Annotated in this window: 10 protein-coding genes; 9 read left to right on the plus strand and 1 reads right to left on the minus strand. The window is 67.5% G+C overall.

Going from position 1 to position 11,731, the window contains the following annotated elements; all coding sequences use genetic code 11:
- Positions 1-69: 69 nt before the first annotated feature.
- The 9 genes from pilV to ACEN9Q_RS05385 all read left to right on the plus strand — a co-directional run bounded on the left by pilV (position 70) and on the right by ACEN9Q_RS05385 (position 8,604).
- Entirely contained in the window at positions 70-624 is a 555-nt protein-coding gene (pilV, locus tag ACEN9Q_RS05345) for a type IV pilus modification protein PilV (protein ID WP_495627606.1), read from the plus strand.
- Positions 621-1,517 carry a PilW family protein gene (locus ACEN9Q_RS05350; RefSeq protein ID WP_495627607.1) on the plus strand — a complete coding sequence of 299 codons (897 nt, stop codon included), beginning with the start codon at positions 621-623 and terminating at the stop codon, positions 1,515-1,517. The genes pilV and ACEN9Q_RS05350 overlap by 4 nt, the downstream gene beginning before the upstream one ends.
- On the plus strand, positions 1,514-2,449 hold the full coding sequence (locus tag ACEN9Q_RS05355) for a pilus assembly PilX family protein (protein ID WP_495627608.1): 936 nt from the start codon (positions 1,514-1,516) through the stop codon (positions 2,447-2,449). Before ACEN9Q_RS05350 ends, ACEN9Q_RS05355 begins: the two co-directional genes overlap by 4 nt.
- A complete protein-coding gene (locus tag ACEN9Q_RS05360; RefSeq protein WP_495627609.1) occupies positions 2,430-2,885 on the plus strand; it encodes a type IV pilin protein in 456 nt (151 codons plus the stop codon). Before ACEN9Q_RS05355 ends, ACEN9Q_RS05360 begins: the two co-directional genes overlap by 20 nt.
- The gene (locus ACEN9Q_RS05365; RefSeq protein WP_495627610.1) at positions 2,873-3,451 is read left to right on the plus strand and encodes a GspH/FimT family pseudopilin; all 579 of its coding nucleotides are present in this window, start codon (positions 2,873-2,875) and stop codon (positions 3,449-3,451) included. The genes ACEN9Q_RS05360 and ACEN9Q_RS05365 overlap by 13 nt, the downstream gene beginning before the upstream one ends.
- Positions 3,452-3,506: 55 nt before the next feature.
- Entirely contained in the window at positions 3,507-4,625 is a 1,119-nt protein-coding gene (ribD, locus tag ACEN9Q_RS05370; RefSeq protein WP_368854543.1) for a bifunctional diaminohydroxyphosphoribosylaminopyrimidine deaminase/5-amino-6-(5-phosphoribosylamino)uracil reductase RibD, read from the plus strand.
- Positions 4,626-4,686: 61 nt separating this feature from the next.
- Positions 4,687-5,325: a riboflavin synthase gene (locus tag ACEN9Q_RS05375; RefSeq protein WP_056447545.1), complete on the plus strand. Its 639-nt coding sequence runs from the start codon at positions 4,687-4,689 to the stop codon at positions 5,323-5,325.
- Between the two features lie 670 nt (positions 5,326-5,995).
- Complete coding sequence (locus ACEN9Q_RS05380; RefSeq protein WP_157202070.1) at positions 5,996-6,337, plus strand: hypothetical protein; 342 nt, start codon at positions 5,996-5,998, stop codon at positions 6,335-6,337.
- A gap of 296 nt (positions 6,338-6,633) precedes the next feature.
- Complete coding sequence (locus ACEN9Q_RS05385; protein ID WP_495627611.1) at positions 6,634-8,604, plus strand: S9 family peptidase; 1,971 nt, start codon at positions 6,634-6,636, stop codon at positions 8,602-8,604.
- A gap of 131 nt (positions 8,605-8,735) precedes the next feature.
- Here ACEN9Q_RS05385 and ACEN9Q_RS05390 read toward each other — a convergent pair whose 3' ends face one another.
- Complete coding sequence (locus ACEN9Q_RS05390; protein WP_495627612.1) at positions 8,736-11,609, minus strand: M16 family metallopeptidase; 2,874 nt, start codon at positions 11,607-11,609, stop codon at positions 8,736-8,738.
- Positions 11,610-11,731: the final 122 nt, after the last annotated feature.

Here is an 11,731-nt window from a genome sequence, read left to right on the forward strand (position 1 = left end):
ACCACACGGCTTGCCCGGGCTCGACTGTTACCGTTTCAGCTTCGAAAACGAAGAGGCTGGAGGCCGTCGATGCTGTCGGGTTCGTCATTGCGCGCGCATGCCGGGTTCACGCTCGTCGAAGTGCTCGTCGCCCTGTTCGTGGTGGCGCTCGGCATTGCCGGCGCGGCCGCGCTGCAGATGCTGGCGGTCCGCTCCGGCCGCGACGCCGCGCGCCTGGCCGACGCTGCCCGGCTGGCCCGGTCGCTCGCGGAGCGCATGCGCGCGAATCCCCGTGCACTGGCGTTGCCCGATGCCGACAATCCCTATCTCCAGCTCGATTACGACGCCGCGAGCGGCGCGCCGGCACCATCGGCGCAGTGCTATGCGGACACCGCCTGCGATGCCGACGAACTGGCGCGCTTCGACCTGTTCGAGGTGTCCGCGGCCGTGGCGGCCGGCTTCCCCGGTGGCCGTATCCGCGTGTGCCGCGATGCCGGACCGGTGGGCGCGGCCGGGTTGCCCGCCTGGTCGTGTGACGCCGGCGCCGCCGCGCCGCTCGTCGTCAAGCTCGGCTGGCGCGCGCAAGGCGACGCGGCCACGGGCGCGCCCAGGCTGATGGTGCCGCTGGCGGGAGCGGCGCCGTGAGACGCCTCGTCCGTCACGGCGGCATGACGCTGGCCGAGCTGATGGTGGCGCTGGCCATCGGTCTCGGCATCGTGCTCGCGGCCGGACGCCTGCTCGTGCTGGCGAACGGCGCGTACGCGGCGCAGGTCGAGTCGGCCGGCGTCGAGGATGGCGGACGGTTCGCCGTCGACCTCATCGGCCGCGCCGTGCGCCAGGCGGGCACGTTCGACGTCGCCACGCTGGCCGACCCGGGGGCGGACGCGGCGCCGGCGCGCCTGGCCGGGCTGGATGCGCGCACGCTGTCCCGCACGACGCCGGGCATCGCCGATCCGCTCGCGCCCGCCGTCAACGGCAGCGACGTGCTGGCCGTCCGCTTTCCCGGCGCGGACGATCGCAGCGCCGTCGACTGCGCCGGCTTTCCCGCCGCCGCGGGCGAGGAGGGCTGGAGCATCTTCTATGTGGCCCGCAACGGCGAAGGCGAGGCCGAACTGCGCTGCAAATACCGCGGCGCCGCCAACTGGAGCGCGGACGCGCTGGTGACCGGCGTGGACGGCTTCCAGGTCCTGTACGGCATCGACACGGACGACCCGCCCGACGGCGTCGCCAACCGCTACGTGAACGCGGCCGCGGTCGATGCGCTCGATGCCGGGCTGGGCGCGGCGGAGCGCAACCGCCGCACCCGCTGGAAACGGATCGTCGCCGTACGCATCGGCCTGCTGCTGCATGGGAGCCGGCCGACGCGCACGGCGCCCGGCAGCGCGCACTACGACCTGCTCGGCGCCGGCTATGCGGAGGCCGCCGGGGATGACGACCTGGGCAGTTCGCTAGACGAAGCCGGCATGACGCCGGACCTGCGGCGGCGCGAGCGGCGGCTGTTCATGTTCACGGTCGCGTTGCCGGCGCCGCCATCATGAAACCATCGCACACGCAACGTCACGGTCGCGTTGCCGCCGCCGGCATGAAGCCGTCGCACACGCAGCGCGGACTGGCCCTCGTCTGCGCGCTGATGCTGATGGTCGCGACGATGGTGATCGGCGTGGCCGTCGCGCGCGGCGCGTTCGTCCTGCTGGCAGCGGCGCACAACGAACGCGACCGCGACCTGGCGCAGGCCGCGGCCGAGGCGGCCCTGCGCGATGCCGAGCACGATATCGCCGGCCCGGCCGATGCGTCGCCGGACCGTGCCGCCCATTTCGGCCCCGCCGGCGCGGCTGCCTTCGTCGACGATTGCGGGCGCGGCGCGGACGATCTCGGCCTGTGCCAGGCCAGGGCGCCGCCCGCCTGGCAAACGCTGGACCTGGCGGCCGAGGACAACCCGGCGCTCGTGCCCTACGGCCACTTCACCGGTGCCGCGCTGGCGGTCGGCCGCGGCTTGCTGCCGGCCCGGCTGCCGGCCTACGTCATCGAGCGGATCGCGCCGCCCGGTGCCACGGCGCAGCAGGGCAGTTTTTACCGCGTCACGGCCATCGGCTTCGGCATGCTGGCATCGACGCGGGTCGTGCTGCAGTCGCTGTACCGGTTGCCGCCGCCGGCGCAGGCAGCCGGACCGGGAGGCGATCACGGCAACGGCAACGGCAACGGCAACGGCAACGGCAACGGCAACGGCAACGGCAACGGCAACGGCAACGGCAACGGCAACGGCAACGGCAACGCGGGCGGTGACGACGGCACGAACGAAGGCGGTAACGAAGGCGGTCACGGAAACGGCAACGGAGACAGCAATGGAGACGATAACGGCAATGGCAACCATTCCCCAACCCGGCCGCAAGGGCGGCAACTCCCGGCCGGCCGCATCGGCTGGCGCGACATCGCGAACTGGGCCGAGCTGCATGCCCATACGCAACCGTGACGGCGGCGGCTTCACCTTGGTCGAACTGATGATCGTCGTGGCCATCGTCGGCATCCTCGGCACGCTTGCGTATCCGACCTACGCCGGCTACATCGTGCGCACGCGCCGCACCGAGGGGCAGGTGGCGCTGATCGAAGCCATGCAACGGCAGGAGCGCTACCACGTCCAGCACAATAGCTACGCCGAGTTCTCGGCCGACGAGCCCGGCTCGGACGGGTTCACGTGGTGGTCGGGCGCCAACGCGGCCGCCAGCGCGTACGAACTGGATGCGCGCGCCTGCCCGGACCGGGACATCGCGGCATGCGTCGAGGTCCGCGCCCGTCCCGGCACGGCCCGGGTGGACGCCCGCTTCCGCGATCCCGACTGCGGCGTGCTGACGCTGGACAGCACCGGGCGCCAGGGCGCGCAAGGCACGGGCGTGCGATGCTGGCCGTGACGGCGGCGCGCCGTCCGGCCGGGCGAATGGCCGGCGTGTCGCTGCCCGAACTGTGCACCGTGCTGGCGGTCGCCGCCATCGCGATGGCCATCGCCGCGCCCGACCTGCGCGACCTCGTGCGGTCCCAGCAGTTGAAGGCGGCGGCCGGAGATTTGTTCGCGGCGATCGACCTCGCGCGGGCCCAGGCGCTCGCGCGCGGCCGGCAGGTCAAGCTGGTGCCCGTCGATCCGCGCGGTGCCGACTGGCGCCAGGGCTGGCGCGTGATCGACGACCGCGACGGCGACGGCCGGCCGGGTGCGGACGAGGTGATCGCGGCGCATGGGCCGCTGGCGGCGGGCATCGCCATCGACTTCGCCTTCACGAACTTAGCACCGCCGTACTATATCGCCTACAATGGCGCGGGGCGCAGTTGCGCCGACGGCAACAGCGCGGCGGCGCGCTGGGGAACGGTGTCGCTGTTTCACGGCGGGCACATCCGTCGTATTAAAATCAATATGCTGGGCCGGGCGCGTGTCTGCGATCCTGCGCGCGACGCGGGTTGCGACGGCGCCGCGGCACCGTCCTGACGCCGTGCGCGGCCTGGACGGGCGGCAAGACAACGTAGCGAGACCGGAAACAAGAGTGCAGATACAGAGCGATACCGACGGCATGGCGCTGGCCCTGGAATGGGCGGCGAAGGGCATGTACATCACCGCGCCCAACCCGCGCATCGGCTGCGTGATCGTGCGCGACGGCGTCGTGATCGGCGCCGGCCACACCCAGCCCGCGGGCCAGGACCACGCCGAGATCCAGGCCTTGCGCGATGCCCAGGCGCGCGGCAACGACGTGCGCGGCGCCACCGCCTACGTGACGCTGGAGCCGTGCAGCCACTACGGCCGCACGCCGCCGTGCTCGAATGCGCTGATCCAGGCCGGGCTCGGCCGGGTCGTCGCGGCCATGGTCGATCCGAATCCGCTCGTGGCCGGGCGCGGCATGGCGCAGCTGGAGGCGGCCGGGATCGAAGTCGGCGCGGGCCTGCTGGCCGGGCAGGCGTACGAACTGAATATCGGCTTCTTCACGCGCATGCGCCATGGCCGTCCGTGGGTGCGCCTCAAGACGGCGGCCAGCCTGGACGGCGTCACGGCACTGGAAAACGGCGAAAGCCAGTGGATCACGAGCCAGGAGGCGCGCGCGGACGGTCATGCGTGGCGCGCGCGCGCGAGCGCGATCCTGACCGGCATCGGCACGATCAAGGTCGACAATCCGCAGCTGACCGTGCGCGGCATCGACACGTCGCTGCAGCCGCGCCGCGTGATCGTCGACAGCCGCCTCGACATCGGCATGGACGCGTGCATCCTGCAGGGCGAGCCCTGCTGGATCGTGGCCGCCGAGCCGAACCCCGAGAAGGAGGCGGCGCTGCAGGCGCTGGGACACGAGATCATCATGCTGCCGAACGCGTCCGGCAAGGTCGACCTGCCGGCGCTGATGCGCGAGCTGGGGCGGCGCGAGATCAACGAACTGCACGTCGAAGCCGGTTCCAAGCTGAACGCCTCGCTCGTGCGCGAAGGGTGCGTGGACGAGTTGCTCGTCTACCTGGCGCCCAGCCTCGTCGGCCCGGGACAGGGGATGTTCGCGCTGCCGCCGCTGGCGCACCTGGCCGACAAGCTGCCGCTGCATTTCCACGGCGTGGCCCAGGTCGGGCCGGACCTGCGCATCCTCGCGCGCTTCCGCCCGGACGAAGACCCGAACCGCCACGGATGAGACAAAGGGCTGCCGGTCGAGGCGGCCCGGCCCGATACAGTTAAAGCAAAGGAAGAGACTTATGTTCACCGGAATCGTCGCTGCCGTCGGCAGCATCAAATCGGTCACTCCGCTCGCGGACGGCGCGGATGCGGGCGTGCGCCTCGACATCGATGCCGGCGGCCTGCCGCTGGCGGACGTCGCGCTGGGCGACTCGATCGCCATCAACGGCGCCTGCATGACGGTCGTCGCCAAGACGGAGGACGCGTTCGCCGTCGACGTCTCGCGCGAAAGCCTCAACCGCACCGTCGGGCTCGACCAGCCGGGCGAAGTGAACCTGGAAAAGGCGCTGACCCTGGCCGAGCGCCTGGGCGGCCACCTCGTCTCGGGCCACGTCGACGGCCTCGGCGAGGTGCACAGCTTCGAGCAGGTGGGCGAGTCGTGGAAACTCGTCGTCGATGCGCCCCGCGACCTGGGCAAATACCTGGCCTATAAGGGCTCCGTCGTCGTGAACGGCGTGTCGCTGACCGTCAACAGCGTCGAGGACCTCGACGGCGCGGGCGGTCCGTGCTGCCGCTTCTCGATCAACCTGATCCCGCACACGATCGCCGTCACGACGCTGAAGCACCTGCGTGCCGGCGCCAAGGTCAACCTGGAAATCGACCTCATCGCGCGCTACGTCGAGCGCATGTTATCGGCGTCCAATCAGCCTGGGACGTAATAATCCACGGTAAGCCTGGCGGCATTGTTGACGGTACGAATACAGTAGCGAAAAAATTACCGTCGTCTCTTCCCGCAAGCCGGTCCAAGCGATGCAAGCCACAAGGCGCAGTGGCGAAAATACAGCCCTGCCGTCGATACGATAGGGCCGATAGTCTTGGGCCGATAGTCGCCCTGCGGTGCCCGCCGCGAACTGCCTGGGGATGACCGGCACGGGCGCGTTCGCTGTTGTCGGCAGATCCCTTGCCAAGGTCGTTACTTTCTACATCCTTTGGTAGCCGCGATATCCCGCCTGGGATACTTTCCAATTCAAGCGGCATCTCGACATCCCGGGTCGCGCCCGCGATTCGCGCCGGCCCACGAAAAGCGGCGAATGTCGCCATCGCTTATTGGTCGTGTGGCGTGCCGCCACCCAGATTGGCTCCGACGCAGGCTTGGTTATTCATTAATGACCGAAACGCCAGATTGAAAAAAATGCAGCGTAATACACGCTTATCTATCGCGATCTTGCGTTGCACTAGGCCAACAATATCCAGGTTTTAAACGCAGCTGACCACACGTGATTAGTTGTTATGCGAGAATAATATGTTCCCAAGGGAAACTCTGCATGCCATTATGATTATGCGCAGAGAACAATAACTGCACTCGCAACCCAGGCATTATTTATCAATATGAAAATATCAACCAAGCCAATATTTTGTCTGCTCGCGGTTTTTTTAAGCGGGTGTGGTGGAAATATCAAAACTGAAATCGATCAGGTCTATCAGCCTGCGATCGACGTCGTGAAATGTGAAGAATATGGAGGCCTTTCTGGCTCTTGGGTAAAGTGCACGTTTAAAAACAAGACGAGTTATCCCGTGAACCTGGATGGCATGGAAGCGGTTTGTTATCGCGGGGAAATCAAGGTCAGCGATCGCGTCGTCGGCGGCACTGTCGATCCCGGTGGGCTGGTTGAAGAGAGCTTGATTTGTGGAGGCAGTGGAATCAACCTGGTGAAATTCCGCCAACGATAAGGGCTTTTGTCGCGTGGTGCCGAACTCGCGTGACGGGAGCCCTCCTCAACGTTGCTCAGGACAGCGGTATTTCCAGCGCCGAATACATCCTCAATGAGGCTATCGAGGCTGGGTGTGAGTCCTGAGTGCTCAGTCATGGATCGTTAGAATTTTCTTGCATTGGGGCCGAAGCGCGGGAAGTCCAACCGACTCTGGCTCAGTTGGCGTAGACTTCCCGCTGGCATTTGCTCCAGCGTAGGCGGGTCATTCGCGCGCGTCTTTACGTTGGAACCCACAACGATAACAAGGACGAGACGATGACCCAGGATATCCACAAGCATGGCGCGGCCTGCGCGCGTGCCGCGGCGTTGATCACGCTGCTGGCCGCGGCGGGGCTGGCACAGGCCGACCCGGCCGGCATGCGTACCTACCGCACGCTCGCGATGACGCCGGGCGGCGAACGCATCGCGGCCGTCGAAGCGGTGGAGGGTGAACCGCGGACGGGACCGCGCGTCGTCGTGCGCGACACGGCCACGGGCAAAATCGCATCGGCGTGGCAAAAGTCCGATTGCGCCGAATGCCGGCTGGAGACGCTGGCCTGGTCGCCGGACCAGAAGACGCTGGCCGGAATCGTCGCCGACCCCAGGGCCGGCACGGCCACCGTCGTGCTGTTGCGTGACGGCCGGGCGACGCCGCTCGCCACCGTCAAAGGCGTCGCCGGCACCGTGCGCTGGTCGCCGGACGGGCGCCAGGTCGCCTTCCTGGCGACGGTCGGCGCGAAGAAGCTGACGGGCGCCGTCGAAGCGGGCGCGCGCCAGATCGGCGAGATCGGCCTCGCGCAGCAAGAGGACGAGCAGCGCATCGCCATCGTCCCGGCTGCCGGCGGCGACTACCGGCTCGTGTCGCCGGCCGATACCTTCGTGTATGAATACGACTGGACGCCGGACGGCAAGGGCTTCGTCGTCACGAGCGCGCAGGGCAATGGCGACAACAACTGGTGGATCGCCACGCTGGGCCACGTCGACGCGGCCAACGGCCGCCTGCGCGTGATCGCGGCGCCGAAGATGCAGATGAACATGCCGCACGTGTCGCCGGACGGCCGCACGGTGGCGTTCATCGGCGGCCTGATGAGCGACTTCGGCTCCGTCGGCGGCGACGTGTACACCGTGCCGCTGGAAGGCGGCGAACCGGTCGACGTGACGCCGGACTACAAAGGCACCTTCAACGGCATCACGTGGCGCGGCAAGGCGTTGCTCGCCTCCGTGCTGGCGGGCAGCGATGCCGGCATCGCGGCGATCGACCCGGACGCGCGCGCGACGCGCATGCTGTGGCAGGCGCCGGTGGGCGCAACGGCCAATCGCGACGGGCACTTCGTGTTCAGCGCGGACGGCCGCGTGGCCGCATCGGTGACGGAGGATTTCGAGCACGCGCCGCGGATCATCGCCGGACGCCTGCCGGAACTGCAGCCCATCACCCGCGACAACGACGGCTTCGCGCCACAGGTGGCCGCGCGCAGCGTCGGCTGGACCAATGAAGGCTTCAACGTGCAGGGCTGGCTGGTGGGCCCGCGCGACGTCGCCGCGGGCCGCAAGTATCCGATGATCGTGCAGGTACACGGCGGCCCCGCGGCGGCCGTGACGCCCCGTTATGTGTCGGGCGGCGACAGCGGCAACCCGCTCGTGCGCGCATTGGTGAAGGAAGGTTATTTCGTCTTCATGCCGAATCCGCGCGGCAGCTATGGCCAGGGCGCGGCTTTCACGCGCGCGAACAAGCGCGACTTCGGCGGCGGCGACTGGCGCGACATCCTGGCCGGCGTCGACGCGGCCATCGCACAGGCGCCCATCGACGGCAACCGCCTCGGGCTGGCGGGCCATTCGTACGGCGGCTTCATGACGATGTGGGGCGTCACGCACAGCGAGCGCTTCAAGGCCGCGGTGGCCGGCGCCGGCATCGCCAACTGGATCAGCTATTACGGCCAGAACGGCATCGACCAGTGGATGGTGCCGTTTTTCGGCGCGACGATGTACGACGATCCGGCGATCTACCGCGCCGCATCGCCCATCGAATCGATCAAGGCGGCGCGCACGCCGACGCTGGTCTATGTGGGGGAGCGCGACGTCGAGTGCCCGCCGGCGCAGTCGTTCGAGTTCTGGCACGGCCTGCGGGCGATGGGCGTGCCGACCACGTTGCTCGTGTATGACGGCGAGGGCCACGCGTTCCGCAAGCCGGAGAACCAGCGCGACCTGCGGGCGCGCGAGATCGCGTGGTTCAACAAATACCTGAAATGATCACGGCACGCTGATGGCGATGTCGGTGTAACGAAAACGCAGGGTGGGCACCCCGTGCCCACGCGTGACGTTCGCGTACCCCATACGTCACGCGCGGGCACGTTTCATTCGAGGCCCCGGCCTCGAATGCCCTACGACCTCGGCGTCTTGCCGGCCTCGTTCCTTGCCTGGGCGGCCGCGGCCTTCGCTTCCGGATTCAAGACCACCTGCACATAATTCCCCGTGTTCAGGTAACGCTGCGCAGCGCGCTTCACGTCGTCCACGGTCAGGTTCTGCACTTCCTTGTCGAACGTGAGGATGGTGCCCGGATCGGTGCCTTCCGTCAGCGACGTCTGCAGGGCGGCCAGCCAGTAGGTGTTGTCCTGCAGCGACTTGCGATACGTTTGCAGCCAGTTCGTCTTGACCTTGTCCAGGTCGGCCTGCGACGGCCCCGCCGTGCGCATGCGCTCGATTTCGGCGAAGGTCGCGCTCAGCACCTTGTCGACGTTGTCGGGGCCGGTCGGCAGGGTGACGCCGATCGTGTAGTGGCTGTATGGAATGCGCGTCATCGAGCCTTCCATGCCGCCGCCGTAGATCAGGCCCAGCTTCTCGCGCAGCACGTCGATGATGCGGATGTTCATCACTTCCGTCAGCGCGGACAGGCGCAGTTCTTCCAGCTCCGTGACGTCGGTCGGGCCCGTGAAGGTCAGCGACACGGTGCTGCGGTCTTCCGAGCCGCTCTTGACTTCGCGCTTGACGACGCCCGACACGGGGCGGATGCCGAGGTCGCGGTAGGCCGTCGGGATGTCCGGCGTCGGCAGGCTGCCGAGGTAGGTCGCCACCAGCGGCTTGATGGCGGCCACGTCGAAGCTGCCGACGAAGATGAACGTCAGGTCCTTGGCGCTGGAAAAGCGCTGGCGGTAGATGGCGATGGCGCGGTCGAGGTCGATCTTGGAGATGTCTTCGGGGCGCAGCGCACGCGGTGCGCGCGGATTGTTGTTGTACAGCGTGGCCAGCACGGTGTCGCCGAACAGGGCGCCCGGCTGCGACAGGCGGTTGCGCGCCAGTTCCATCTGCTTGCCGATGAACGATTTATACAAATCCTCGTCGCGCCGCACGCCGGCGAACTTGAGCCACACCATCTGCAGCATCGTCTCGACGTCGGTGGCGCCCGCCGTGCCCGCGACCACGTCCGTGTTGTTGCCGAGGCCGGCGCTCACGGACGCGGCCTTGCCGGCCAGGATCTTGCGCATGTCGAGCGGCGAGAAATCCTTCAGGCCCATGGCGGCGACGATCGTGTCGGCGTAGCGGGCGTTGAACATGTCCTTGTCGTCGAACAGGCTCTGGCCGCCGAAGCGGGCGGCGCTCATCAGGACCTGGTCGTTGCGGAACGTGGTCGGCTTGAGGATCACCTTGACGCCGTTCGACAGCGTCAGCCGGGTCAGGCCGAGCGACGTGTCGCGGCTTTCGTCGACGATCTTGCCCGGTGCCGGCGGGTGTTCCATGAGGTGCGCGGCCACGGCCTTTTCGTCGTGCGGGTGCACGTCGCGCTTTTCGGCAGCCGTGATGGCCGCCAGCAGCTGGTCGCCGGTCGGGATCGGGGCGTCGCCTTCGGTCTTGGTCGAGCCTGTGTAGATCACGAGCTTGCCGGAGTCGGCCGGGATGGTTTTTGCCGCATAGGCATTGATTTCATCGAGCGTGATGCCGGGCGCGAATTCCTTCACGTAGCGGTATTCCGCATCGATGCCGGGGATCGATTCGCCTTCGAGGAAGTTGCGCATCAATTCGGACGCGTGGACGGCGGAATCGGTCTTGTCCCGTTCGTTCCAGGCGCGTTCGTAGGTGCGCATCATCGTCTTTTTCATGCGGTCGAGTTCGACCGCCGTGAAGCCGAAGCGGCGCGCGCTCTCGTTTTCCTGCACGAGCGCGTCGATGGCGACGGTGGCGCCGTTCATGCCGAGCGCGGCCATCGCATTGTAGGAACGGTAGCGCGGGGTCAGGCGCGACAGCGCGCTGCTGGCGCCGATGAAGGGCGGGGAGGGCTCTTGCGACAATTCCTGCAAGCGCTGGTTGAGCATGCCGGCGAACAGGGCCTCGACCAGTTGCTCGCGGTAGCCGCGCAGCGTCTCGCGCTCGTGGAACGGGCGGACCGGGTAGCGGATCAGGATCGACGCCGGGCCTGCTTCCTTGTCGGTGACGACGAGTGCTTCGTTGTCCGTGCGGGCCGGGATCTTCGCGTACTCGCGCGGGCGCTCGTGAGCAGGGTTCTTGAGACTGGCGAAATGGCGCCGGATCATTTGCTCGGCCTTCGCCGGATCGATGTCGCCGACCGCGACGACGGCCATCAGGTCCGGACGATACCAGTCGCGGTAGAAGCGGCGCAGCGTGTCCGGCTTGAAGCTGCGGATGACGTCTTCCTGGCCGATCGGCAGGCGGTCGGCGTAGCGCGAGCCGTTGTAAATCTTGGGCATCAGCACCTTCTGGATGCGGTCGCCCGCGCCCTTGCCGAGGCGCGCTTCCTCGAGGATGATGTCGCGCTCCTTGTCGATGTCGGCATCGGTCAGCGTCAGGCCGTGGGCCCAGTCTTCCAGCACGAGGAAGGCCTTGTCCAGGTCTTCCTTGCGGTCGGACGGCACGGGCAGGATGTAGACGGTCTCGTCGAACGACGTGTAGGCGTTCAGGTCGGCGCCGAACTTCACGCCGATCGACTGCAGGTACGAGACCAGCTCGTGCTTCTTGAAGTGGCGCGAGCCGTTGAAGGCCATGTGCTCGGTGAAGTGGGCCAGGCCCTGCTGGTCGTCGTCCTCGAGGATGGAGCCGGCCTTGACGACGAGGCGCAGTTCCAGCTTGTGCTCGGGCATGCGGTTGCGCTGGATGTAATAGGTCAGGCCATTGTCGAGCTTGCCGACCTTGACCTGGGCCCCGATCGGCAGCGGATCGTCCAGCCGCAGGGGCGCGCCCGGCGCCAGGCCCTGCACGAGCAGGGCAGCGACGAGGAAAGAAATACGGGCGATACGGATCAGCATGCGACGACGTCCTCACACAGAAAAAATCATTCTACCTTGCCCGACCGGCGTCACACTTGTAAATGAGCATGATGTAACGCAGGGCCGATCGAGCGTCTCGTTGTCATTATGCAACGAAACAA

This window comes from Massilia sp. Masssp93 (assembly GCF_059491295.1).

Coding starts and splice junctions, on each gene's coding strand:
- pilV (WP_495627606.1), top strand. CDS start 70: ATGCTGTCGGGTTCGTCATTGCGCGCGCATGCCGGGTTCACGCTCGTC.
- ACEN9Q_RS05355 (WP_495627608.1), top strand. CDS start 1,514: ATGAAACCATCGCACACGCAACGTCACGGTCGCGTTGCCGCCGCCGGC.
- ACEN9Q_RS05360 (WP_495627609.1), top strand. CDS start 2,430: ATGCCCATACGCAACCGTGACGGCGGCGGCTTCACCTTGGTCGAACTG.
- ACEN9Q_RS05365 (WP_495627610.1), top strand. CDS start 2,873: ATGCTGGCCGTGACGGCGGCGCGCCGTCCGGCCGGGCGAATGGCCGGC.
- ACEN9Q_RS05375 (WP_056447545.1), top strand. CDS start 4,687: ATGTTCACCGGAATCGTCGCTGCCGTCGGCAGCATCAAATCGGTCACT.
- ACEN9Q_RS05380 (WP_157202070.1), top strand. CDS start 5,996: ATGAAAATATCAACCAAGCCAATATTTTGTCTGCTCGCGGTTTTTTTA.
- ACEN9Q_RS05385 (WP_495627611.1), top strand. CDS start 6,634: ATGACCCAGGATATCCACAAGCATGGCGCGGCCTGCGCGCGTGCCGCG.
- ACEN9Q_RS05390 (WP_495627612.1), bottom strand. CDS start 11,609: ATGCTGATCCGTATCGCCCGTATTTCTTTCCTCGTCGCTGCCCTGCTC.